9 protein-coding genes and 4 tRNA genes are annotated in these 26,625 nt (G+C 53.5%); 5 read left to right on the forward strand and 8 right to left on the reverse strand.

Annotated elements, in window-relative coordinates; all coding sequences use genetic code 11:
* Positions 1-122 precede the first annotated feature (122 nt).
* Positions 123-2,135, forward strand: a complete 2,013-nt coding sequence (gene rep / locus K0H80_RS01515; protein WP_144203838.1) for a DNA helicase Rep — start codon at positions 123-125, stop codon at positions 2,133-2,135.
* Between the two features lie 29 nt (positions 2,136-2,164).
* On the opposite strand, the gene K0H80_RS01520 is transcribed toward rep, so the two are convergent.
* Positions 2,165-4,813: a sensor domain-containing diguanylate cyclase gene (locus tag K0H80_RS01520; protein WP_220072851.1), complete on the reverse strand. Its 2,649-nt coding sequence runs from the start codon at positions 4,811-4,813 to the stop codon at positions 2,165-2,167.
* Between the two features lie 218 nt (positions 4,814-5,031).
* Between K0H80_RS01520 and K0H80_RS01525 the strand changes: the two genes are divergently transcribed.
* The 4 genes from K0H80_RS01525 (at position 5,032) to K0H80_RS01540 (ending at position 5,516) form a co-directional block, all read left to right on the forward strand.
* Positions 5,032-5,108 (forward strand) — tRNA-Arg (locus tag K0H80_RS01525).
* A gap of 43 nt (positions 5,109-5,151) precedes the next feature.
* Positions 5,152-5,227, forward strand: a tRNA-His gene (locus K0H80_RS01530).
* An 84-nt stretch (positions 5,228-5,311) separates the two neighbouring features.
* Positions 5,312-5,388, forward strand: a tRNA-Pro gene (locus tag K0H80_RS01535).
* A 51-nt stretch (positions 5,389-5,439) separates the two neighbouring features.
* Positions 5,440-5,516, forward strand: a tRNA-Pro gene (locus tag K0H80_RS01540).
* Between the two features lie 132 nt (positions 5,517-5,648).
* Here K0H80_RS01540 and K0H80_RS01545 read toward each other — a convergent pair.
* The 7 genes from K0H80_RS01545 to K0H80_RS01575 all read right to left on the reverse strand — a co-directional run bounded on the left by K0H80_RS01545 (position 5,649) and on the right by K0H80_RS01575 (position 26,504).
* Positions 5,649-7,571, reverse strand: a complete 1,923-nt coding sequence (locus tag K0H80_RS01545; RefSeq protein ID WP_011864113.1) for a bifunctional diguanylate cyclase/phosphodiesterase — start codon at positions 7,569-7,571, stop codon at positions 5,649-5,651.
* 8 nt (positions 7,572-7,579) lie between these two features.
* Entirely contained in the window at positions 7,580-8,287 is a 708-nt protein-coding gene (locus K0H80_RS01550) for a transglutaminase-like cysteine peptidase (RefSeq protein ID WP_011864114.1), read from the reverse strand.
* A 16-nt stretch (positions 8,288-8,303) separates the two neighbouring features.
* A complete protein-coding gene (locus K0H80_RS01555; RefSeq protein WP_220043971.1) occupies positions 8,304-8,909 on the reverse strand; it encodes an OmpA family protein in 606 nt (201 codons plus the stop codon).
* Positions 8,909-10,321 (reverse strand): TolC family outer membrane protein, encoded by a 1,413-nt coding sequence (locus K0H80_RS01560; protein WP_011864116.1) that lies wholly within the window; start codon positions 10,319-10,321, stop codon positions 8,909-8,911. Before K0H80_RS01560 ends, K0H80_RS01555 begins: the two co-directional genes overlap by 1 nt.
* Positions 10,322-10,352: 31 nt before the next feature.
* On the reverse strand, positions 10,353-11,735 hold the full coding sequence (locus K0H80_RS01565) for an HlyD family type I secretion periplasmic adaptor subunit (RefSeq protein WP_220072852.1): 1,383 nt from the start codon (positions 11,733-11,735) through the stop codon (positions 10,353-10,355).
* A complete protein-coding gene (locus K0H80_RS01570; RefSeq protein ID WP_220072853.1) occupies positions 11,728-13,908 on the reverse strand; it encodes a type I secretion system permease/ATPase in 2,181 nt (726 codons plus the stop codon). Before K0H80_RS01570 ends, K0H80_RS01565 begins: the two co-directional genes overlap by 8 nt.
* A 134-nt stretch (positions 13,909-14,042) precedes the next feature.
* The gene (locus K0H80_RS01575; RefSeq protein WP_258406151.1) at positions 14,043-26,504 is read right to left on the reverse strand and encodes a retention module-containing protein; all 12,462 of its coding nucleotides are present in this window, start codon (positions 26,502-26,504) and stop codon (positions 14,043-14,045) included.
* Positions 26,505-26,625: the final 121 nt, after the last annotated feature.

A 26,625-nucleotide genomic window follows, 5' to 3' on the forward strand; every position in this document is an offset into this window, starting at 1 on the left:
TTATCGGTCGCACGCGCTTAAGCTTAGATGACCACCTGGATATTTTTGTCTGAGCTATGGCGAAGATTCTGGTATGATCCCTGGCCGATCTCACGAATTCTCTAGTTGGTAGCCGTTAGTCAATGAAGCTCAATCCCGGTCAAAATGATGCTGTTCACTATGTCTCTGGTCCCTGTCTGGTGCTTGCCGGCGCGGGCAGTGGTAAGACGCGTGTGATCATCAATAAAATTGCCTATCTGGTACAGAAGTGTGGTTATCAGGCGCGCAACATCGCCGCTGTGACCTTTACCAATAAGGCGGCGCGGGAGATGAAGGAGCGTGTGGCCCAGTCGATGGGACGCAAAGAAGCCAGAGGGCTGTGGATCTCAACCTTCCACACCCTGGGGCTTGAGATCATCAAGCGCGAATATAAGGTGGTCGGCCTTAAGCCCGGCTTCTCCCTGTTTGACGACCAAGATACCCTGGCGCTGCTGAAAGAGCTGACCGAGAAGGAGTTTGACGGCGATAAAGATCTGCTGCGCATGCTGATGACGGCCATCTCCAACTGGAAGGGCGACCTGATGACGCCAGACGGCGCCATCAAAACCGCCAGAGACGAGCAGTCACAGTTATTTGCCTTGCTTTACCAGCGATATGCTCAGCATATGAAGGCCTATAACGCGCTGGATTTCGACGATCTTATCCTGCTGCCTACCTTGCTGCTGCGGCACAAGCAGGAGGTACGCGAGCGCTGGCAGAAACGCATTCAATACCTGCTGGTGGATGAGTATCAGGATACCAACACCAGCCAGTATGAGTTGGTTAAGCTGCTGGTGGGTGAGCGCGCCCGCTTTACCGTGGTAGGGGATGACGATCAATCTATCTACTCCTGGCGTGGGGCCAAGCCGCAGAACCTGGTGCTTTTGGGGAAGGACTTTCCCAATCTTAAGTTGATTAAACTCGAACAGAACTACCGCTCCAGTCAGCGTATTTTGCGGGCGGCTAACATATTGATCGCCAATAACCCCCACGTCTACGACAAGTCACTGTTCAGCGAGTTGGCCTATGGTGAGCCGCTGCGGGTGCTGATCGCCGCCAACGAGGAACAGGAGGCCGAGCGTGTGGTGGCCGAGATGATCCGCCACAAGTTTGTCGGCAAGACCCAGTTTGGCGATTATGCCATCCTCTATCGGGGCAACCATCAGTCGCGCCTGCTCGAGCGCGCCCTGATGACCAACCGCATCCCCTATAAGCTCAGCGGCGGCACCTCTTTCTTCGGCCGCGCCGAGATTAAAGACATCATGGCCTACCTGCGTCTGGTGGTGAATCCCGACGACGATAACGCCTTTCTGCGGGTAGTTAACCTGCCCAAACGCGGCATCGGTCCTGCAACCCTTGAGCGCTTGGGTAACTATGCCAACGAGCAGCATATCTCCATGTTCGAGGCGATATTCCAGAGCGAGCTTAATCACCATCTGCCGCCGGCGGCCATGTCGGCCCTGTATCAGTTTGGCAAGTTTATCGTCGATACCGGCGAGGCGGCGACCCGCGGCGAACCGGTTGAGGCGGTGAAACAGCTGATCCGCCACATCAACTACGAAGACTATCTGTACGAGACCAGTACCAGTGCCAAGGCCGCCGAGATGCGGATGAAGAACATCTCCGAGCTCTATCGCTGGGTGACCGAGATGCTCGAGGGCGATGAACTGGACGAAGGGATGACACTGCCGGAAGTGGTGACCCGTCTGACTCTGAGAGACATGATGGAGCGCAACAGCGAGGATGAGGCGGGGGATCAGGTGCAACTGATGACGCTGCACGCCTCTAAGGGCCTGGAGTTCCCCTATGTCTTCATGGTGGGAGTGGAGGAGCGCATCTTGCCGCACCAGACCAGCATAGATGAAGACAACGTCGAGGAGGAGCGCCGCCTGGCCTATGTGGGGATCACCCGGGCGCAGAGGGAGCTGTGGTTCATGATTTGCCGCGAGCGGCGTCAGTTTGGTGAGGTGATGCGCTGTGAACCCAGCCGTTTCCTGATGGAGCTGCCTCAGGACGATCTGATCTGGGAAAATCGCAAGCCGCCTCAGTCCGAGCAGCAAAGAGTGCAGTCGGGCCGGGCCAACATCGCCAACATTCGGGATATGCTGAAGAAGTAAATTGCTAAGGCGGCGCTCACCTATGGTGATTAGGCGGAGATGCAGCCGCTCGGCCGCTTTCTGGGCTCGGGCAGCTTGCTGGGATCGATAGACTCACCCAAGGCCTGGCCCTGACCCTGATCGAAGCCTAGGCTGACCAGCTGCTGCCTATGCAGATCTGTCTTAACCCCTTCCACAAATAGCGTCAGCTCGAGCGCCGAGGCGGTCAGCTGATGCGCCTTAAGCAGGCGTTTTTGCTGCGGATTATTCAGATGACTGATATAGCTAGGGTCTAGTTTCAGGCCGCTCAAGGGCAGGAAGCTGAGGCTGCTCAGTGCCGTGTGGGCGCTACCGTAGGCGCACAGGCCTAAGTTAATGGCCAGTTTAGCCAGGAGGTCGAACGCCTGAATATGGCTGTCGCTGTCGGCGACAAAGGCCTTCTCGTTGAAGAATACCCAGATATCGCCAGCTTTATAGTAGCTCTGCTTGATGCGATTTTTCAGCTTGCGCACCGCATGTTTATGTTTGAGGTGCTGACTGGCGAGTTTGATGTGCAGCTGCACCTTGCCGTCGACCTGCTGCATCACCTTGTCAAAGTCGCTGTTGAGCTGATCGAAGAGATAGAGATCCAGCTCCTTGGTCAGGTTGCAGTGCTCGGCGATATTGCTGAGCTGATCCTGTTTGATCTTGCCCAGCTGTTCATGCTGCCAGTAGAGCCTAGGTTCGAGGGCGAGAACCTCCTGGGTCGCCAAAGCCATCACGGGGAAATACTGCAGCGCCAACTCTTGTTTGGCGATCGCCTCTCTGAGCTCTATCTCCAGGGTGATGTCATGGCTCTGCTGATGGCTGGTGTTGTGATCGAAGATGACGAAGCAACCCTTGCCGTTGGACTTGGCCTGATACATGGCGGCATCGGCGTCCTTCAACAGCGACTCGCTGGTGTCGCCGCTGCTGTGGCCGCTGAAGGCGATGCCGATACTGGCGCCCGAGGTGAAGCTCTGATTCGATAGCTGATAAGGCTCGCTCAACTCGCCTAAGATACGCTCGGCCACCTCGATGGCGTCGCTATTGGTGTTGATGCTGTCTAGCAGGATCACAAACTCATCGCCGCCGATACGCCCTAAGGTGTCGTTACTCCTGATGCAGAGGTTGAGGCGACGGGCGGTTTCGATCAGGAAACGGTCACCCTGTAGATGGCCCAGGGTATCGTTGATCAGCTTAAAGCGGTCGAGGTCGATAAACAGCAGGGCAAACCTGTCTCTGGCGTGGCGCCTGACATGCTTCACCGCCTGGGCCAGGCGCTCCATGAACATGGCACGATTGGGCAGGCCTGTCAGTGTGTCGTGGCTGGCATCGTGCACCAGCTGCTGCTCGACCTTGCGGCGCTGGGCGATCTCCTTTTCGAGATCCTGGTTGAGCATCGCCAGGGCGCGGGTGCGTTGGGCGACTTTCTCTTCCAGCTGTTCATAGCTCTGTTTCAGGGACTCCGCCGATAGCTTACGCTCGATCGCCGCGGCGATATGCTGCGAGACGAAGGTAAGCAGATCCAGATCTTTCTCCTGGTAGGTCTGCGACGGGGTGAAGCTGTAGATGGTGAGCGCGCCTTTGACTATGCCCTGGATAAACAGGGGCACACCTATCCACTGATGTATGGTCTCGGCATAGTTGAGCTGCGGCGCCTTGGCGTAGAGCTGCCCCGCCTTGATCAGCGCCTTGATGTCGCTGCCATCGAGCAGCAAAGGGCGCTTATGTTTGAGAATAAACTCTGTCAGGCCATCGGCCAGAGGGCGCCTTTGCGGCGCGCCTACGTTGAGCTGAGAGACATAAAAGGGAAAATGCAGCTCACGGCCATTGTCTTCCAGCAGGGCGATATAACAGTTGTTGGCCGGTAGTAGGTGGCTGATCACCCTGTGTAGCTCGCGATAGAAGCTCTGGTGGTCTATGGTCGCATTGGATAGCTCGGCTATCTCAAACAGCGACTTCTGCAGGTTTTCCGCCCGTCGCCGCTCTGTGACCTCCTGCTTGAGCTTATCGTAGGCGACGCTCAGTTCCTTGGTTCTGTGCTCAATTGCGGCCTCGAGATTGTGTTGGTACTGTACCCGCTCGATAACGCCCGAGATATGTTGGCTGATGAAGGTCATCAGCTCGACCTCTATCTCGCCATAGGTGATATTGGCATCGTAGCTCTGCACCGCGATCACCCCTATGGTCTGATCGCTGCTGAAAATTGGGACCCCTAGCCACTGGTGGCAGCTGGATCCCCGACTGACTATCTCGCCGCTGGCGAGCAGCTGCTCAAACTTGTCGTCATCACACAGCAGGGGTTGCTGGCTGCGCAGCACATAGCCGGTGAGGCCGCTGTTGAGTGTGGTAGATAACTCTTCACTGGGGTATAGCTGGCTTGGGTGCTGGTCCTTCTCATCGACGAAGAAAGGCACGCCTAATTTGTTGGTTTCTCTGTTGAGGATGGCGATGAAGAAGTTGTCTGCGGGGAGCAGGCGATTGAGATTGGTTTGGATACCAGCATAGAAGTCTTCGGCGCGCTCGACTCGAGCGGCAAGATTGGAGATATCCAATAGCGTATTTTGGACGATCTCAGAACGCTTGTACTTCCGAGCCAGGCTCTTTAAGCGAGATATCCTTTTATATAAACGCCCAACTTCACGGGGTGAATGCTGGTCTGTTTTATCCCTAAACATGGTTCCGCCAATCACAAGTAGTTATATTTTTTCGCTAGGATTTGGGGTAATGGTTATTGATAGCATAAAAAAGCAGCACCACCAAGTCATTATTTTGACGTTGTCAGCTTAATATCACCTTAAATATGCTAAAACTTGAGCAAACGCGTAAAAAAATACGTGTTTGCTATAGACGCGCAGTAAAATAATCCATACTATATGCGGCGCTAACAAGGCAGGCACCCATAGCTCAGCTGGATAGAGCGCACCCCTCCGGAGGGTGAGGCCGAGGGTTCGAATCCTTCTGGGTGCACCAGTTGGATGAGGGTCAAGTTAGCGTTAAGAAGTCAATATCAGTGGTGATTGTAGCTCAGTTGGTAGAGCCCCGGATTGTGATTCCGGTTGTCGTGGGTTCAAGTCCCATCAGTCACCCCACTTCTTCTTGCAATAGACTTCACGAGTCATTCTTTTCCTTGATATAGTGAAGCGAGGCGGCACCTCGTAAAATATCCCTTGTTTCGGTGATTAGCGCAGTCCGGTAGCGCATCTGGTTTGGGACCAGAGGGTCAGAGGTTCGAATCCTCTATCACCGACCAGTTTCCAAGTGAGTGATGTATCAAGCATCGCTGGCTGATAAAAAAGATTTTCGGTGATTAGCGCAGTCCGGTAGCGCATCTGGTTTGGGACCAGAGGGTCAGAGGTTCGAATCCTCTATCACCGACCAATCCTAGATAAGCCCCTCGAGTCATCGAGGGGCTTTTTCTTTGCCCGTCTGTTATTTCCTAATGTTTGTCTTTACCGAATAAGACGCGCCATCAAGGTAAAAAAAAGCTGCCCCTGTGGGCAGCTTTGTCGTTTATAGCTCGACGCGGGTGGGTGGGTAGATATAACCCATGTAGGCGTTGGCCTTGAGAGGCTCGAAGCGTGCCAACTGCGGCTGCTCCTGAATGCCGGTGACGATGATCTGGATATCCAGGCCTCTGGCGACGTTCACCAGGGCGCGGCATAGCTCGCTGTTGTGCTCATTCTCGTCATAGTAGGCGAAGGACTGATCCAGCTTGACGTAGCTAGGTCTTAGATTTTGCAGGTAAGACATAGAGCCAAACTGACGGCCGAAGTGGTCGATACCGAAGTGAGCGCCATTGTCGCGAATGATGTTGCACAGCGCCTGGCAGGCATCGGGATCGCTATAGACGCCGGCTTCAGGGATGTCGAACACGATTCGCTGGGCGAGCGGCGTATTGCGCAGGAACTTGTTGAGCCACTGATGGAAGGTCGTATCGCTCAGACTGTTGAAGGTCAGGTTGATGGCGATAGGCTCATAGTTACGCTCAAGCAGGCCGTTATCCACTATGGTCTCGATCAGGCATCTGTCCAGCATAGAGCCCAGTGAGAGCAGCTCCACATAGGGCATAAACTGGCCTGCGTGGATCTCTTTATCGCCAATGGTGAGCTGACAGTAGAGCTCGCGCTGCACCACCTCATCCTTATTGGTGTGATAGACAGGCTGCCATTTGAACTGGAACTGCTTGCTGCTGATGGCGGCACTCAAATGCTCTCGCCACTGCTCACGGGTGTAGAGCTGCTTCTCGTTGCTCTCGAACCAGTGGAACACCTTGTTGTCGGCGATCGCCTTCTGCAATGCATTATCTGTCTGCGCCAGGATGTCCGATACCGTCATGTTGTCGGTGCGCTGGGCGATACCTATGGCAAACTGCTCGTTAGGCTTACAGCCCGCCTTAGAGATCTCCTGATTCACGGTTCTGATCAGGGTATGCAGATACTTGCTGCTCTGCTCCTGTTCGGCGCTGGTGATCAGGAAGGCAAATTCGTAGGCGGCGATACGGGCGATGACAGACGGAGCGATCTCGTCCAGTTGCTCCTGCATCTTCTCGGACAGCAGGCGTATGGTCTCATCACGTACCTGATAACCATACTTGCTGTGTACCTCTTCGAGCCAGTCGAACTTGGCCATCATCAGCGAGCCATTGTTGGGTTCGCTTAACCAGCTGTTGAGGCGGCCCATCATATACTGTCTATTCGGCAACTTAGAGACCTGATCCACCAGGTTCTTTTTGCGCAGCTCAGTCACCTCTTCGTCTAGTGAGCTGAAGATCTGCTTGAGCTGATGAGACATGCTGTTAAAGGCCTCGACCACTGACTTGAGCTCCGAGGTCTTAGGGATCGCCATGTCAGGGCCAAACTTGCGCTGGGCGATCTCGGCCGCGTGCTCGGCTATTTCATGCAGTGGTCTCAGGATCCAGGTTAGCCCGAAGCGTGCCAGCATGATGGCGAGTAAAAACAGGATAGAGATGACTATGATGGCGTTGGTTAGGGTGCGCCATAGCTCGTTGTAACCAAAGCCTGGGTGGGCGGTGATCTCTAGGTTGGCTAACTGGATCCAACCCGAGGTGATGGTACTTTCGCGTTTAATGGTTTCGAAGAATCCCAGGTCGATAAACCATTGGGGAACGCCCTCGATCTTAACGTCGTTTTCCCACACCTGTTGTTTGCCGTCGACCAGCCAGGTGAGCTTCACCTGTTGGTAATAGCCGCCTTCGAAGATGACGTTGATCAGCGTCTCGGCGCCGACAATGTCACCCGCTTCCAGATCGGGAACCAGCATGATCCCGAGGCTGTGGCTGGTGTTATTGAGATCGGACTCCATCTGCTTGGTCAGAAAGCTTTGGGTCTCGGTAAATTGGACATAAGCCAGGCTGATGACAACGACCAAGAACAGGCCAAAAAGCAGTGAGTATATCTGTCGAAACAGTGTCATTGTTTTCGCTACTCCAATCTTAACTTAGGCATTTTGAGTCGCTCAACACCTAATCTATTTTTGAGATCATTCCATTTTTCAAGGCGTTCCGATGAGCCTGCCAGCACACCGCGACCTTTTTCTTTGTTTAGCCACAACTGACGACCGTTAAAGCTGTATACGGGGATCAGATCTTGTCTCTGGGTGGCTGGTTTAATCTGTCTGTCCAGGTTATCCAATACCAAGGGGATGGAGCCGGGCGTGTCATAGTAGGCCAACACCATATGGTACTGATTGACGGAGGTGGCCTTAACCATAGTGATCCGCAGCTTGTCATCGGGCACCCCCAGCTGCAGCAGGGTGAAATATTTGGCGATGGAGAAATCTTCACAATCGCCACCATTTACCCCGATAAACTCCATCGGTGTGGCCCAGTAGTTACTGACGCCCCACAACTTGATGTCGTCGACAAACCTAAACAGATTAAAAAAGTTATTTACCTTGGTGATCTTCTCTTGTTCACTCAGGCCCTGCGATTCATCCAGTACCTTAAACCAGGCGGCGACGCGCATACCTGCGCGCTCACCGTATCGGGCTTCTAGGGTGGACTTAATGTAGTTGGCGTCGAGTGTTTGCGTCGGAGAAGCGTATAGGCAAGAAAACCCCAGGGCCGTTGCCACAACGCAAAGTTGGCAGACCCTTTGAAAGCGTTTTTGCCTGCCAATTTTGGCTTTCATCTTCTCCGACTATTTTTTATTTTACTTGTTCATCAACTGTGTAGATGGTCCACTTCATATCGGCCTTGGTATCTTCACCCGTAACCTCTGCGATCACGCGGCGGTTACGGGTGTGTGCCATCTTGGTATGAGTAGGATCTACCGGTCTGTCGTAGCTGTAGCCTATGGCGGTCAGACGATCGCTGGCGATACCGAATCGCTCTGACAACAGCGAGGTCACGGCGTCGGCGCGGTTTTGCGACAGCGTTAGGTTGTGCTCATAACTACCCGTCTTACTACAGTGACCTTCGATGGTCACCTTAGTGTTTGGGTACTGTCTCATGAAAGTCGCAACCACTTCTACCTGATCATAGTACTGAGGATCTATGTAGTAAGAATCGTTGGCAAACAATATCTTAAGTTCCTGACGCTCATTGATAGGCTTAATCTTACCACAGCCGTAGTTGTCTATGGTGGCACCTAGCACTGTGTCGTTACAGCGTTCACGGGCGACGATGACGCCATCTTTATCTTTGTCGTTAAGATCGAATACCTGATTGGTCGGGGTATCCATGGTTACTATGTCGCGTGAAGCGCAGCCGCCCAGTAAGGCGACGCTTAGAATAATCAGTAAGGCTTTCATTATTTAACTCCCCCTTCGTATTCGCGCTCACCCTTCCAAACCTCTGGGCGAGTCACACGAAGCGATTCCAGTAGTCTACCCGTAGCGTTAAGGATGCGATATTCGGAGATGATCTCGTCGTATTCGGCATCGAGGTAATCCTTACGCGCTTCAAACAGTTCGTTTTCGGTATCCAGCAAATCCAATAAGGTGCGCTGGCCCAAGTTAAACTGTTGGCTATAGGCGACTTGAGTATCCTTGGCGGCGATGACGTGATCGCGGATATACAGCTTCTGCGGCTCAAGCATCTCGTAGGCGTTCCAGGCCAGGTTGACCCCTTCGACGACCTGACGGTAGGCACGTTGACGAATCTCTTTCGCCTCGCCGATCTTGTAGGCTGCTTCCTTCTCGCGGGCTAAGTCTTTACCACCGGCGAACAGGTTGTACTTCACTCGTACCATAGCGATAAGGTCATTGTTATGACCGCCAACATTTTGTGAGGCGAAGGCCGAGTAGCCATCTTCACCATCCAGGTTATCGTTCCAGTTACCACCTAACTCTAGCGACAGCTTAGGATAGTAGTTGGACTGGGCAGATGAACGCTCGTTCTCTGCCGCCGAGATATCACTCGCGGCCGATTTCAGGATAGGATGGTTTTCCTGGGCAACCTTGAGACCGTCGGTGAGGTTGGTCGGCAGCATATCGTCATCGGGTACCGGGACGATTAGGTTTTCCGGCTCTTTCTCGACGATACGGATAAACTGCGCCTTGGCATCGAAGAAGTTATTCTTTGCCGCGATTACGTTGGCGTTGGCACGTGCCAGACGACCGGTGATCTGAGACAGGTCGGCGACTGAGCCTAGGCCTGAATCGGTACGCTGCTTAATCTGATCGTAGATGTCTTTGTGACTCTGCAGGTTTTTCTCTGCCAAAGTCAGAACCTGCTCACTGCGGATATAGTTAACGTAGACCTTGGCCACATCTAGCGCGATATCTTCGGCCGCGGCAAACAGGGCCCATTGGTCGGCGCTGGCTTCGAAGCTGAAGCGATCCACTTCGCTCGAGGTGTAGAAACCATCGAATAGCATCTGCTTGATGCTAAAACCGACTTCACCACGCATCAATTCGATGACGCCATCCTTGTCAACATCGCCCTGGCCTGCACGGCGTCGGGTAGATGGACTGTTTGTCTGTTCCCAGCCATAGCCACCACTGATATCAACAGTAGGCATGTAACCGGCGATAGCCTGATTGACCTGCTCTTCACGCGCCTTGAAGCGATTAAATGCGATGCGAATATCTGGATTGGTATCCAGCGTATGGGCCACAGCCTGTTCTAGCGTTTGGCTAGAGGCTGCGCCCGGTATCAACATCGCACTAATGGCGAGTGCCATGGCACTGCGCTTTAGTTGATGCATGGTTTGCTTACTCATTTGGTTAACCCCCCTGGTTATTGTTGTGAACTTAACGTTCACGCAGAGCAGTGTCTCTTGCTCTCAAAATTGGATTAAGTATGTACTCCAGAACGGATCTTTGCCCAGTGATGACATCTACCGTGGTTAACATGCCAGGTATGATGGGCATCAGGGTGCCGTCGTCTTTCGTCAAACTTGATAGTTCAGTTCTAACCCTTACAAGATAGAAACTGTTTCCCTCTTCGTCCTGTGTTGTATCGGCACTGATGTGCTCCACAACGCCATTGAGGCCACCGTAACGCGTGAAATCGTAGGCGGTAACTTTAACAACGGCGGGTAAGCCAGGATGTAAAAATGCGATATCTTTCGGAATGATCTTGGTTTCGATCAGCAGCTGATCTTCCGATGGCACTATCTCTATGATGTCGATGCCAGGTTGTACAACACCACCTAATGTGTTGATATGAACTGTCTTAATGGTGCCATTTACCGGCGACACTATCTCGGCCTTGCTCACCTTATCACGTGCGCCCACCTGGGCCTCGTTGATGCGCGACAGACGTGTCTGCATCTCATTGAGCTGGGTGCGGGCCTCGGCGGCGTAGACGAACACGGCCTCGCGGCGCTTCAGGATCGCTTCATCCTGTGATGCCTTGAGCTTAGGCCTGAGTAGCCTGAGAGAACTCAGCTCGCCGCGAATGTCGTTGACGTTACGTTCAAGCTTAAGTAGTTCAACTTCGGGCACAATCCCTTTGTCGGCCAGCGGGCGGGTTAGCTCGAGCTCGCGGGTTACCAGCTGGAAGCTGGTTGTCAGGGTGTTGATCTTAGAGGCCAGCTCTTCGGTTTCCTGTTGTTTCTGCTGGATCTGGCGTGCCAGGATCTCCAGCTGGTTGCTCAGGTTGTCAAGTCTGCCCGAGTACTCGTCGCGCTGACGCTCGATTAAGTCGTGTTCACTCTCGATCAGTTCTGGTGGGAACTGTAGCGGCTGCTTGGCGATCTTTACCTGCTCGCGCCAGTCGGCGGCGACATCTGAGATGGTGATGCTGTTAAGCTCGGCGCGCAGACGAATAACGTTGGCCTGCAGGCTGTAGACCTCCTGCTCCTGCTGAGCGAAGTCTGAGCGGAAACGGGTGTCATCTATGCGAACCAAGGGTTGGCCCTTGGTGACCGTCATGCCTTCGCGGACATAGAGCTCTTTCATAATGCCGCCATCCAGACTCTGAATCACCTGCACCTGAGACGAGGGGATCACCTTACCTGTGCCTGTGGTCACCCGGTCGAGCTCGGCAAAGTAGGCCCACACCAGGAAGCTGAAGGCGAGGGCGGCCAGGGCCCAGATGATCAGCCTGTGACTGGTGGGCGCATCTGTCATCATAGCGCCATAGACGTCATCGACCATCTCGAGGTCTTGAGTAGTTAAGTGCTTACTCACTCTTCGGCCCTCCCGATAACAGCCCTTTGGCGAGCTGGTTGAGCACCTGCTCCTTCGGACCGTCGGCCACCAGATGGCCACGATCTAATACCAGGATGCGGTCCACCAAGTTGAGCAGGTGCATCTTATGGGTGATCAGCAGCAGGGTTCGCTCCTTAGAGACATTTCTCATGGCGCGGATAAACTGCTTCTCGGCGCGGGCATCCAGGCTGGCGGTCGGCTCATCCATCAGGAGTACCGGTGGGTCATTCAAGGTGGCCCGCGCCAGCGCGATGGTTTGGCGTTGACCGCGGGAGAGGGATTGTCCACCCTCGCCGACCTGTTGATCTAAGCCTTCGGTCTCGATATCGGTAAACTGGTTGACGCCAGAGAGCTGCACCGCACGGATCAGCTGATGCTCGGTGACCTGACGGGTACCGAACAGTATGTTGTCGCGAATCGTGCCGTGGAACAGTGTGATGTCCTGTGGCAGGTAACCGAAGTTTCTACGCAGATCCGTCGGATGGATCTGTGCCGAATCCAATCCGTCATAGCGCAGGCTACCTTTGGTCGGTTGATATAGGCCTACCAGTAGCTTGGCCAGGGTACTCTTGCCCGAGCCGTTGCGTCCTATGATGGCGATGCGCTCACCCGGGGCGATCGACAGCGACATGGGGTGTAGCACGGGTCGCTCTGAGCCTGGATAATTAAAGCTGACATGATCGGCATTGATCTGCCCTTTAAGGCGATGTTTGCTGACTAGATGGCCTTTATTTTCAAACTCGTCCTCTTGGGTCATGATCTGATCAAGCTGTCTGAGGGCGCTGGCGGTATGGTTGCCTCGGGTCATTAGGCCTGCCAACTGCGCCATGGGTGAGATAGCCCTGCTCGACAGGATAACCGCGGCGATAATGCCGCCCATGGAGATATCGTTATCGGCGACACGATAGACCCCTAAGATCACCACGCAGACCACAGAAAGCTGCACGGTAAAATTGGCTACGTTAGTGACTGAGGTAGAGATCTTCTTTACCTTCAACTGCCAGTTGGCGGTATGACCTATCATCTGCTGCCAGCTCTTCTGCACTAAGCCTTCGGCGCCACTGGATTTAATCGACTCGATGGAGGCCAGGGATTCGATAAGATGGCCGTGTTTCAGGCTGGAGAACTTGTTGCTCTCTTCGATGGCCGCCTTAAGCCTGGGTTGCATCAATAGGGTATAGCCGATAATGATACAGCCGCCGATCACAGGAATGATGGCCAGGTCGCCGGCGACGATATAGATGATCAACATGAAAAATAGCGCGAACGGCAGATCGACCAAGGTGGTGATGGTTGCCGAGGTTAAGATCTCGCGTATGCTGTCGAACTCGCCTAGTTGCCGCGCCATGCCGCCTATGCTGGGGGAACGCTTCTCTAGCGGAATGCCGATAGCCTTAGCGAAAAGCCGCGATGACACTATGATATCGACTTTCTTGCCAGCGACGTCGATCAGGTAGGCCCTGAGTTGCCGCATGACTAAGTCGAAGATATAGGCGATGCCGGCGCCAATGGCGAGCACCCATAGGGACTCGAAGGCGAGGTTAGGCACCACCTTGTCATACACATTCATGATAAACAGCGGTGACACCAGGGCGAAAAGGTTGACCAGCACTGAGGCGATTAGGGCGTCGCGGTAGATGGGCGCCGAATCTTTCAGGGTCTGAATAAGCCAGTGAGTGCGACTGTCGTGTAGATGCAGATCTAAGCCCATGTCGCCACGGTATTGCTGCTTCACGAGGAACAGATAGCCGACATACATGGCCTCGAGCGCCTCTATGCTGAGCTCTTCCTCACCACCGGTTTCCGGTAGCTGAATGACGGCCCTGTCTTTGTCAATGTCGATCTCTCTTAATAGACAGGCATTCTTATCTTTGAGGAGCAAGATACAAGGCAGAAGAATAGGCGAGATCTGATCCAGTCCCTTACGGGTGAGCTTGGCTGCTAAACCGGCTCGACCGGCAGCCTGAGGCACAAGTTCTGGTGTCAAAATGCTCCCCGACAGCGGTAGGCCAGCGGCTAATGACTCGCTGGAGCAGGGGCTGCCGAAGTATTCTGTCAATAACACTAAACTGTCTAACAAGGGATCGACAGTCACTCTTTGGGAGGCTGAAACTGTCCATTGTTCAGTTTTGGGAGACGCTGAAGCTTGCACCTTAAAAGCTTATCCTTAAGATTTTATTATAAAATTATCGTAGAACAATTATAGAAGTAATACCAAAACATCACCAAAGTAAAAATGACACCAATTAGCCGAAACTAGTTGGTGCCATTTGTTACTGACCTTTATTAAGGTACTAGATGCTGGATCTGACCATCATCGTCTTGGGTTGTCGGTACTGCAAAGCTCGAAGCCGCCTGGTTCACGTTGGCATTATCTACGATTAATGCACCGTTCCCCTCTGAGCCCAATAAACCGTTGATGATTTGACCATCGGTTGTGCCAAGATGGCTCAGGTCGACGCCGTCGAGGACGATCGTCTGATCCACATGACCATCATTATTGGCATCAATCTCGATGGTGGTTGAACCATTATCAACGGTGAAGTGCAGGTAGTCTTCCAAGTTACCGCCATTCTCTCCCTGGAGCAGATCGCTCAGATCCAGTTTGTCCTGGTTGATATCGAAATCGGTAATGTGGTCGGTACCCGTATCACCTTGCTGCCAAACGAAGGTATCAGCTTCGCCATCGGCCTTACCTGTGCCACCGGTTAGAGTGTCATCGCCCAGGCCGCCGATGAGGATATCTTCGCCGGCGCCGCCGATCAGCATGTCGCTGCCGTGACCGCCAAGCAGCATATCATCGCCGCTACCGCCATGAAGCTCATCATCACCGCCTTGACCGAAGAGGATATCATCTCCTTGGTTGCCGGCAAGAATGTCGTCGCCGTCATGGTCGCGTGAGGTGTCGAATAGCGCAGGGTTGGCTGCTACGAACTCGTGAACATCTTGGATTGTAACGGTTGAAGCATCTTCACCCAGCTGCAATGCTACATATTTTTGCAGTGCTGCGTAGCCCTGACCGTCGATGCCATCAAACTGTACGAGATCGCCAAAGACGATGTCATTACCTTCACCAGCGTTAACAGTGTCATCACCCTGAAGTAGCATCTCCTTAGAACCTAAGATTATGCTCGCCAGGTCACTCACATTGATATTGGTGGCTACGTTACCATCTGAATCATAAGGGGTAAGCTTGTTTAGACTGATACCGCTGCCTATGCCAATAGCTTCCACGTTAGACAGCGTATTTAGCACTTGGAAGGCAGCCAATGCTTCAGACTCTGCCGTGACGTCTGTACCATTACCATTACTGTATCCAGAGGCGATCTTCGCGACATAGTAGTCGCCATTTTCGTCTACTCTGATAGAGCCAATTTGGCGACCATCCATATCGTATCTTGAATAGCCCGACCAATAGTTGATGTTGCCGTATTCGTCAATTATCACTTTTCCGCGATAAGTTAACTCTTTTCCTGGAATATAATCATTAAGAAGATCTGATAGGGTTCTATCGTCTCCGCTTCTGTAATTATCGGTATAATAAACCCACACATCTTCAGGATCGGCATCAACGTTGTAGTTGTTGGTTTCACCGTCTGTGATGAAGTAGGTGAGGTTTGTGCCTGTATTCGATGCGGCCGAGCCATGGCTAAACCAATCAATAACCGTCTCAAATGCCGCCTCATAGTTGGTTCTGCCATTGTCGCTGCTGATTTCCTTCAATACGCTCTCTAACTTAGAAATAGCATCTGAATCGGCTAGATTAACGGCCACATGTGCCTTAGTGCCGCTATTGAAGTCGACAAGTAATACGTTCACTGTACCGGAAGTCGCAGCGCCAACGCTGGCCTTCAGGGTATTGAAGACCTGCAGTAGTTGGTCTTTAGCCGACTCAATTCGGTTCGAGCCCATACTTCCTGACGAATCCAGGATAAACGCAACATTGTAGTTTTCGCCCTGTACTACCTGTATGCCAGTTGTGTCACTGACGATGACATCATTATCTTCGCCACCATTGATCACGTTGTCGCCATCGGTGCCGTTGTCATAGTGGTAGTTTCTCAGCGAAACATCCAGAGTAGTCTGGCTAGACGCGCTATCAGAGTTGCTTTGTTCAACTGAGCTCGCCTTAATGGCCAAGGTGAATTCCAGATCGCCATTGTAGCTATCGTCCGCCTTGATGCTGAGGTTGCCCAGTTGGTTAACTGCGACTGTCCAGCTGCCATCAGCGTTGAGTGTGCCGGCGGATAGCGAGACGCCACTTGGAACGCCTTGAATGGTTACGTCTGTCAGTGACTCACTACCATCTCTGTCGACGAGTGCCACGTTTATATCCAGGGCGACTTCGCCTTGGACTACGTCACCAGTACTTGCGCTCAGTATAGGTGCATCGGCGACGGCTACGACATTCAGATCGAGAATAGCCGTGTCACCCGTATTGGTGAGATATTCAATCTGTGGCAGCGTGCCACTCCAATGCAGGTTTGGTTCGAACGTAAAGCGACCATCTGCGTGGATACTCAGTTTGCCTTCAGCAAGGTTAATGGCGCTGCCATCTGCCTGATATGTATTTCCTGATAGCTTAAAGCTAACGATAGATAACTCGTCATCAGGATCGATATCATTGGTGAGCAGATTACCTGATAGGTCATGATCTTCTGTTCCGCGAACACTATCATTTACCGCTTCTGCATAGTCACTGACAGAGACGGTGATAGTGGAAACAGCCTTCTGCCCCAGAGCATCGACGCCGACAATGTTGATGCCGCTAATCACTAGATTCTCGGTCGACACATTATGTGGGAAGGAGGCCAAAAGTTCGGCAGTAACGCTAACGCTTCCCTCTTCACCACTTTCGATACGGTCACCATTTAAGGTGAGACGGATAGCCTCTTTACCCATGAAGGTGCCGATGAGCTGTCCTTCATCGTTAAATGACCAGCTAATCTTCGCATTGACGCCAGAAACATGAATGTTATCCGTATCGCCAAACTGGAATGCCGTAATCGACTCACTGCCAGACTTGAAGCGCAGCGACTGTGAGTCTGACTCGGTGCCATCTTTGTAAAGATCGGCTTCGCTCAGCATAGATACAGCATTTGAAGTCAGCGCCGTTGGAGCCGTAGTCGTGCTGCCTGGTGCATCAAGATCGACATGGATAGAACCTGTTGAGGTATCACCGTCGCTGTCGGTTACATCGACCACAAAGTCGAGATCTACATCCACGGTTGAGCTGACGATGTTTTCCGCCGAAGTACCAGTAAACTGGAAGTTGGAATGATTGTCCAACGAGCTGGTAGAGATCTCGATATAACTGATTTCACCAAGGTTTCCAATGGTCTGCCCGTTGGTTATATCGCCTTCACCAAGCAGATTGCCATCGGCATCATAGGCCTTGAAATGAATATAGGTGGCGCCGTCAAAGCTGACTGAAGCCGAAGCCACATCATTGGCATAGTCAATAATCAGATTTTCACCCTGATCGACGAAGGCATTCGCTACACCGAATCCGTTGGTGTTGCCGTTTACCGTACTGGAGATATTGCCAACAGTCGATGTGAGCGAGAACACCATAGCGTTATTTGGATCTACGTCATTGATGTCGTTGTCGATGATGTAGTTAGTACCGTCGAAAGTGACATACACAGCAGGCGTATTACCGCCCTTACCGCCACTCATGTTGGCAACGGTAACTGTGCTGAGTTCATCGATGGCATGTTTCAGGTCTAGCTGATAGGTACCGCCATTAGGATCGATAGATAGAGTAAAGATCACCGATTGTGCGCTATTGCCCGAATCATATGCCGAAGGAGTACCACTGGTATCCGAATAGGCAATGAGCATGCTTGGGTTGGCCGGATCTACATAGTAGAACACGGTTAATCCACCTGCCGTAATGCCTGAGTCAGAGAAGGTGCCTGCCCCCGAAATGTTGCCTGAGAGATCGGCGCTAAAGCCTTGATCTGCGCCGTCTACATTTATCACACCATCATAGATACCTGCGGCGTTATCGCCGGCAAGGTCTATTGGATTGACCGTGACGCCATCATCGATAACCTTCACTGATACTGTGCCTGTAGCTGTGTCATTGGCGGCATCAGTCGCAACGACTGTAATGCCGTTAATCACAAGTTCATCAACACTGGTTCCATGCGGTAAGTTGTCTAGCAGAGTCACTGAGACGGTAACAGTACCTGTTGCGCCTGCGCTGATGTTACTACCCGATAGGCTAAGTTGAAGTACCGCATTGCCATCGATTTTGCCGATCAGGTTACCCGAGCTATCTAGGCTCCAGCTAATGTTTGCATCAAGGCCGCTGACATTGATATCGCCAATGTTTCCAAAAGCAAAACCTGTTACATCATAAGCACCTGCAGTGAAGCTCAAACCTGCGCTGTCGCTGTCGGTTGCAGTGCCTTGGGTGTTGGCATCATCGACTATAAGGTCAACATTGCTGCCGCCGTCGACACCTGGGGTGACCGTGATAGTCAGGGTCGCCGTCTCACCGGTGTTGGTGGTGTAGGTGACAACCGGTACGCTGCCGTTCCAATCCTGGTTTGGTGTGAAGCTGTAGCTACCATTGCTGTTAACCACCAGTACGCCGCCCGCCAGGGTGACGCTGTCACCGGCAGTGAAGCTCTCTTGTGAGCCGTTGCCGTCGGTGTCGAGGGTGAAGCTGACCACGCTGGTGTTGCCGGCCTCATCGTTGCTCAGCACGTTGCCGCTGGCAACAGTGTCTTCTGCCACGGTGATCGCATCGTTGGCCACATCGGTGTTGTCTGGGGTGACCGTGATGGTCAGGGTCGCCGTCTCACCGGTGTTGGTGGTGTAGGTGACAACCGGTACGCTGCCGTTCCAATCCTGGTTTGGCGTGAAGCTGTAGCTACCATTGCTGTTAACCACCAGTACACCACCCGCCAGGGTGACGCTGTCACCGGCAGTGAAGCTCTCTTGTGAGCCGTTGCCGTCGGTATCGAGGGTGATGCTGACCACGCTGGTGTTACCGGCCTCATCGTTGCTCAGCACGTTGCCGCTGGCAACCGTGTCTTCTGCCACGGTGATCGCATCGTTGGCCACATCGGTGTTGTCTGGGGTGACCGTGATGGTCAGGGTCGCCGTCTCACCGGTGTTGGTGGTGTAGGTGACAACCGGTACGCTGCCGTTCCAATCTTGGTTTGGCGTGAAGCTGTAGCTACCATTGCTGTTAACCATCAGTACGCCGCCCGCCAGGGTGACGCTGTCACCGGCTGTGAAGCTCTCTTGTGAGCCGTTGCCGTCGGTGTCGAGGGTGAAGCTGACCACGCTGGTGTTACCGGCCTCATCGTTGCTCAGCACATTGCCGCTGGCAACAGTGTCTTCTGCCACGGTGATCGCATCGTTGGCCACATCGGTGTTGTCTGGGGTGACCGTGATGGTCAGGGTTGAGGTGTCGGTGCTTGAGCCGTCGGTGAGCACATAGGTGATCACTGGTACCGGACCGTTGTAGTTGGCGGCCGGGGTAAAGCTGTAGCTGCCGTCAGCGTTCAGGGTGAAGCTGCCGACGCCATTGATGTTAACCGCCTGACCCAGGGTGAATGGGCCGGTAACGCCATCGATGCTGAAGCTCTGCACGCTCAGCTCGCCATCGACGCTGGTGCCATCAATCACATTACCTGTGGTGGCGCCGCTGTCTTCATTGACGTTAATGACTTCGTTGTCATCGGTGAAGTCATCGTTGACCGGATCAACCGTGATGGTCAGGGTTGAGGTGTCGGTGCTTGAGCCGTCGGTGAGCACATAGGTGATCACTGGTACCGGACCGTTGTAGTTGGCGGCCGGGGTAAAGCTGTAGCTGCCGTCAGCGTTCAGGGTGAAGCTGCCGACGCCATTGATGTTAACCGCCTGACCCAGGGTGAATGGGCCGGTAACGCCGTCGATGCTGAAGCTCTGCACGCTCAGCTCGCCATCGACGCTGGTGCCATCAATCACATTACCTGTGGTGGCGCCGCTGTCTTCATTGACGTTAATGACTTCGTTGTCATCGGTGAAGTCATCGTTGACCGGATCAACCGTGATGGTCAGGGTTGAGGTGTCGGTGCTTGAGCCGTCGGTGAGCACATAGGTGATCACTGGTACCGGACCGTTGTAGTTGGCGGCCGGGGTAAAGCTGTAGCTGCCGTCAGCGTTCAGGGTGAAGCTGCCGACGCCATTGATGTTAACCGCCTGACCCAGGGTGAATGGGCCGGTAACGCCATCGATGCTGAAGCTCTGCACGCTCAGCTCGCCATCGACGCTGGTGCCATCAATCACATTACCTGTGGTGGCGCCGCTGTCTTCATTGACGTTAATGACTTCGTTGTCATCAGTGAAGTCATCGTTGACCGGATCAACCGTGATGGTCAGGGTTGAGGTGTCGGTGCTTGAGCCGTCGGTGAGCACATAGGTGATCACTGGTACCGGACCGTTGTAGTTGGCGGCCGGGGTAAAGCTGTAGCTGCCGTCAGCATTCAGAGTGAAGCTGCCGACACCATTGATGTTAACCGCCTGACCCAGGGTGAATGGGCCGGTAACGCCGTCGATGCTGAAGCTCTGCACGCTCAGCTCGCCATCGACGCTGGTGCCATCAATCACATTACCTGTGGTGGCACCGCTGTCTTCATTGACGTTAATGACTTCGTTGTCATCGGTGAAGTCATCGTTGACCGGATCAACCGTGATGGTCAGGGTTGAGGTGTCGGTGCTTGAGCCGTCGGTGAGCACATAGGTGATCACTGGTACCGGACCGTTGTAGTTGGCGGCCGGGGTAAAGCTGTAGCTGCCGTCAGCGTTCAAAGTGAAGCTGCCGACGCCATTGATGTTAACCGCCTGACCCAGGGTGAATGGGCCGGTAACGCCGTCGATGCTGAAGCTCTGCACGCTCAGCTCGCCATCGACGCTGGTGCCATCAATCACATTACCTGTGGTGGCACCGCTGTCTTCATTGACGTTAATGACTTCGTTGTCATCGGTGAAGTCATCGTTGACCGGATCAACCGTGATGGTCAGGGTTGAGGTGTCGGTGCTTGAGCCGTCGGTGAGCACATAGGTGATCACTGGTACCGGACCGTTGTAGTTGGCGGCCGGGGTAAAGCTGTAGCTGCCGTCAGCGTTCAGGGTGAAGCTGCCGACGCCATTGATGTTAACCGCCTGACCCAGGGTGAATGGGCCGGTAACGCCGTCGATGCTGAAGCTCTGCACGCTCAGCTCGCCATCGACGCTGGTGCCATCAATCACATTACCTGTGGTGGCGCCGCTGTCTTCATTGACGTTAATGACTTCGTTGTCATCGGTGAAGTCATCGTTGACCGGATCAACCGTGATGGTCAGGGTTGAGGTGTCGGTGCTTGAGCCGTCGGTGAGCACATAGGTGATCACTGGTACCGGACCGTTGTAGTTGGCGGCCGGGGTAAAGCTGTAGCTGCCGTCAGCGTTCAGGGTGAAGCTGCCGACGCCATTGATGTTAACCGCCTGACCCAGGGTGAATGGGCCGGTAACGCCGTCGATGCTGAAGCTCTGCACGCTCAGCTCGCCATCGACGCTGGTGCCATCAATCACATTACCTGTGGTGGCACCGCTGTCTTCATTGACGTTAATGACTTCGTTGTCATCGGTGAAGTCATCGTTGACCGGATCAACCGTGATGGTCAGGGTTGAGGTGTCGGTGCTTGAGCCGTCGGTGAGCACATAGGTGATCACTGGTACCGGACCGTTGTAGTTGGCGGCCGGGGTAAAGCTGTAGCTGCCGTCAGCGTTCAGGGTGAAGCTGCCGACGCCATTGATGTTAACCGCCTGACCCAGGGTGAATGGGCCGGTAACGCCGTCGATGCTGAAGCTCTGCACGCTCAGCTCGCCATCGACGCTGGTGCCATCAATCACATTACCTGTGGTGGCACCGCTGTCTTCATTGACGTTAATGACTTCGTTGTCATCGGTGAAGTCATCGTTGACCGGATCAACCGTGATGGTCAGGGTTGAGGTGTCGGTGCTTGAGCCGTCGGTGAGCACATAGGTGATCACTGGTACCGGACCGTTGTAGTTGGCGGCCGGGGTAAAGCTGTAGCTGCCGTCAGCGTTCAGGGTGAAGCTGCCGACGCCATTGATGTTAACCGCCTGACCCAGGGTGAATGGGCCGTCAACGCCGTCGATGCTGAAGCTCTGCACGCTCAGCTCGCCATCGACGCTGGTGCCATCAATCACATTACCTGTGGTGGCGCCGCTGTCTTCATTGACGTTAATGACTTCGTTGTCATCGGTGAAGTCATCGTTGACCGGATCAACCGTGATGGTCAGGGTTGAGGTGTCGGTGCTTGAGCCGTCGGTGAGCACATAGGTGATCACTGGTACCGGACCGTTGTAGTTGGCGGCCGGGGTAAAGCTGTAGCTGCCGTCAGCATTCAGAGTGAAGCTGCCGACGCCATTGATGTTAACCGCCTGACCCAGGGTGAATGGGCCGTCAACGCCGTCGATGCTGAAGCTCTGCACGCTCAGCTCGCCATCGACGCTGGTGCCATCAATCACATTACCTGTGGTGGCGCCGCTGTCTTCATTGACGTTAATGACTTCGTTGTCATCGGTGAAGTCATCGTTGACCGGATCAACCGTGATGGTCAGGGTTGAGGTGTCGGTGCTTGAGCCGTCGGTGAGCACATAGGTGATCACTGGTACCGGACCGTTGTAGTTGGCGGCCGGGGTAAAGCTGTAGCTGCCGTCAGCGTTCAGGGTGAAGCTGCCGACGCCATTGATGTTAACCGCCTGACCCAGGGTGAATGGGCCGGTAACGCCGTCGATGCTGAAGCTCTGCACGCTCAGCTCGCCATCGACGCTGGTGCCATCAATCACATTACCTGTGGTGGCGCCGCTGTCTTCATTGACGTTAATGACTTCGTTGTCATCGGTGAAGTCATCGTTGACCGGATCAACCGTGATGGTCAGGGTTGAGGTGTCGGTGCTTGAGCCGTCGGTGAGCACATAGGTGATCACTGGTACCGGACCGTTGTAGTTGGCGGCCGGGGTAAAGCTGTAGCTGCCGTCAGCGTTCAGGGTGAAGCTGCCGACGCCATTGATGTTAACCGCCTGACCCAGGGTGAATGGGCCGGTAACGCCGTCGATGCTGAAGCTCTGCACGCTCAGCTCGCCATCGACGCTGGTGCCATCAATCACATTACCTGTGGTGGCGCCGCTGTCTTCATTGACGTTAATGACTTCGTTGTCATCGGTGAAGTCATCGTTGACCGGATCAACCGTGATGGTCAGGGTTGAGGTGTCGGTGCTTGAGCCGTCGGTGAGCACATAGGTGATCACTGGTACCGGACCGTTGTAGTTGGCGGCCGGGGTAAAGCTGTAGCTGCCGTCAGCGTTCAGGGTGAAGCTGCCGACGCCATTGATGTTAACCGCCTGACCCAGGGTGAATGGGCCGTCAACGCCGTCGATGCTGAAGCTCTGCACGCTCAGCTCGCCATCGACGCTGGTGCCATCAATCACATTACCTGTGGTGGCGCCGCTGTCTTCATTGACGTTAATGACTTCGTTGTCATCGGTGAAGTCATCGTTGACCGGGGTGACATTAATGGTCAGAGTCGCACTATCACCAGTATTAGTGGTGTAGGTGACGACAGGTACGCTGCCGTTCCAGTTGTCGTTTGGCGTAAATGTGTAAGAGCCGTCGGCGTTTAGTACCAGGATACCACCTTCGAGCTCCACACTTTCACCAGCGTTGTAGACGGTGTCTTCACCGTCGACAGTGAAAGTGGCTACTGACAGTTCGTTGTCGATATCGCTGTCGTTATCTAGTACGTTGCCGCTAGCAACAGTGTCCTCGGCTATGGTGTTAAAGTCATTGACCGCGTTTGTGGCATCGTCCACTGGGGTAACGACGATGGTCAGAGTGGCGGTGGCACCTGTATTGGTAATATAGGTCACTACGGGCACGTTGCCGTTCCAGTTTTCGTTCGGAACGAAGCTGTACGAGCCGTCGGCGTTAAGGAAGAAAATACCGCCGTCGAGCGTGGCGACGTTGCCAGCGATATAGCTATTGCCATCGATTTCGAAGCTGACCACAGACAGCGTGTCATCCACATCACTGTCGTTGTCGAGAACGTTGCCGCTGGCAATCGTATCTTCGGCCACTGTGTTGAAGTCGTTGACGGCGTTGGTGGCATCGTCCACAGGGTCAACGTAGATAGTCAGGATAGCGGTGGCACCGGTGTTAGTAGTATAGGTCACCTCAGGTACGTAGCCATTCCAGTCGGCATTGGGAGTAAAGCTGTAAGAACCATCAGCATTAAGCACCAGAGTGCCACCGTCGAGTACGACGCTGCTACCTGCTGTATAGCTGTTTCCATTCACTTCGAAGCTGACCACGGACAGTTCGTCATCTACATCACTGTCGTTGTCAAGTACGTTACCGCTGGCCACGGTATCTTCAGGTACGTTGATGTAGTCATCCACGGCACTTGTGGCATCGTCCACTGGGGTAACGACGATGGTCAGAGTGGCGGTGGCACCTGTATTGGTAATATAGGTCACTACGGGCACGTTGCCGTTCCAGTTTTCGTTCGGAACGAAGCTGTACGAGCCGTCGGCGTTAAGGAAGAAAATACCGCCGTCGAGCGTGGCGACGTTGCCAGCGATATAGCTATTGCCATCGATTTCGAAGCTGACCACAGACAGCGTGTCATCCACATCACTGTCGTTGTCGAGAACGTTGCCGCTGGCAATCGTATCTTCGGCCACTGTGTTGAAGTCGTTGACGGCGTTGGTGGCATCGTCCACAGGGTCAACGTAGATAGTCAGGATAGCGGTGGCACCGGTGTTAGTAGTATAGGTCACCTCAGGTACGTAGCCATTCCAGTCGGCATTGGGAGTAAAGCTGTAAGAACCATCAGCATTAAGCACCAGAGTGCCACCGTCGAGTACGACGCTGCTACCTGCTGTATAGCTGTTTCCATTCACTTCGAAGCTGACCACGGACAGTTCGTCATCTACATCACTGTCGTTGTCAAGTACGTTACCGCTGGCCACGGTATCTTCAGGTACGTTGATGTAGTCATCCACGGCACTTGTGGCATCGTCCACTGGGGTAACGACGATGGTCAGAGTGGCGGTGGCACCTGTATTGGTAATATAGGTCACTACGGGCACGTTGCCGTTCCAGTTTTCGTTCGGAACGAAGCTGTACGAGCCGTCGGCGTTAAGGAAGAAAATACCGCCGTCGAGCGTGGCGACGTTGCCAGCGATATAGCTATTGCCATCGATTTCGAAGCTGACCACAGACAGCGTGTCATCCACATCACTGTCGTTGTCGAGAACGTTGCCGCTGGCAATCGTATCTTCGGCCACTGTGTTGAAGTCGTTGACGGCGTTGGTGGTATCATCTACCGGGGTGACGTTGATGGTCAGGGTTGCACTTTCACCAGTATTGGTGGTGTAGGTGATGACCGGTACGCTGCCGTTCCAGTTGTCGTTTGGCGTAAAGGTGTAAGAGCCATCGGCGTTGATCACCAGGCTGCCGCCTTCCACTTCAACTGTAGTGCCCGCGGTGACGGTTTGACCGTCGACGCTGAAGCTCACGACTGATAGTTCGCTGTCGATATCGCTATCGTTGTCGAGTACGTTGCCGGTAGCGATTGTGTCCTCAGCAACCGTGTTGCTGTCGTTGGCCAGTATCGATGGGTCATCTACCGGGGTGACGTTAATGGTCAGGGTCGCACTCTCACCGGTATTGGTGGTGTAGGTGATGACCGGTACGCTGCCGTTCCAATCTTGGTTTGGCGTAAAGGTGTAAGAGCCATCGGCGTTGATCACCAGGCTGCCGCCTTCCACTTCAACTGTAGTGCCCGCAGTGACGGTTTGACCGTCGACGCTGAAGCTCACAACTGATAGCTCGCTGTCGATATCGCTGTCGTTTTCTAATACGTTGCCGGTGGCGACGGTGTCCTCTGCAATCGTGTTGCTGTCGTTGGCCAGTATCGATGGGTCATCTACCGGGGTGACGTTGATGGTTAGCGTCGCACTTTCCCCAGTATTGGTGGTGTAGGTGATAACCGGTACGCTGCCGTTCCAGTTGTCGTTTGGCGTAAAGGTGTAAGAGCCATCGGCGTTGATCACCAGGCTGCCGCCTTCCACTTCGACTGTAGTGCCCGCAGTGACGGTTTGACCGTCGACAGTAAAGGTAACGACTGACAATTCGGTATCGAAATCAACATCATTGTCTAAAACGTTGCCAGTTGCCACGCCATCTTCTGCGATGGTATTTGTGTCATTAGCGGTAATGGTAGGGGCGTCATCACTGCTAACGGTAAACGCTTGGACGGTTGGCTGTTCGACAGAAAATCCAGATGTAGTATATCCGGCGCCAGCGAGTGTTTGGGCGCCAGTTCTGCTTACCGATATAAAGCCAGAGTCGCCTTCACTGGCGGCAGTGTTGCCGGCTGCGGTTTCTGGTAATTCAGCTGTTGGATCTTCTCCAGAGGCGATGAGCGCTTGAAGTTGTTCTATTTCATTTAATGCATCAGCTTCAGCGGCCGAAGTTTCATTGAGACTTTGGCTTGTAAATGAGGTGCCATCGGCAAACGCTAGTTCTAAATCAGCTTGTTCAGCAATGAGAATAGTGCTTCCTTCGGGAATCATTTCACCGATAGTTACTTCTTTTTGCTCGGTTTCTGTGACTAAAGAAACCTTTCCTTTCACATCTATTACTTGTCCATTTTTGGTTGTAACTAACGATTTCATACCTGCCCCCGCAGAATTAAATGACACAACTTGATTTTTGATGTTGCAACTGTTAGCGCGTTTTTTCGCCAAGTATCGAATGTTATCAATAGTCTGTACAGTGGTCAATTTTTTGACGCAC

The sequence above is a fragment of the Shewanella aegiceratis genome (genome assembly GCF_019457495.1).
Classification (GTDB): domain Bacteria; phylum Pseudomonadota; class Gammaproteobacteria; order Enterobacterales; family Shewanellaceae; genus Shewanella; species Shewanella loihica.

Excerpts from the sequence above, each read along its gene's own strand:
- rep (WP_144203838.1), top strand. The coding sequence starts at position 123 with ATGAAGCTCAATCCCGGTCAAAATGATGCTGTTCACTATGTCTCTGGT.
- K0H80_RS01520 (WP_220072851.1), bottom strand. The coding sequence starts at position 4,813 with ATGTTTAGGGATAAAACAGACCAGCATTCACCCCGTGAAGTTGGGCGT.
- K0H80_RS01545 (WP_011864113.1), bottom strand. The coding sequence starts at position 7,571 with ATGACACTGTTTCGACAGATATACTCACTGCTTTTTGGCCTGTTCTTG.
- K0H80_RS01550 (WP_011864114.1), bottom strand. The coding sequence starts at position 8,287 with ATGAAAGCCAAAATTGGCAGGCAAAAACGCTTTCAAAGGGTCTGCCAA.
- K0H80_RS01555 (WP_220043971.1), bottom strand. The coding sequence starts at position 8,909 with ATGAAAGCCTTACTGATTATTCTAAGCGTCGCCTTACTGGGCGGCTGC.
- K0H80_RS01560 (WP_011864116.1), bottom strand. The coding sequence starts at position 10,321 with ATGAGTAAGCAAACCATGCATCAACTAAAGCGCAGTGCCATGGCACTC.
- K0H80_RS01575 (WP_258406151.1), bottom strand. The coding sequence starts at position 26,504 with ATGAAATCGTTAGTTACAACCAAAAATGGACAAGTAATAGATGTGAAA.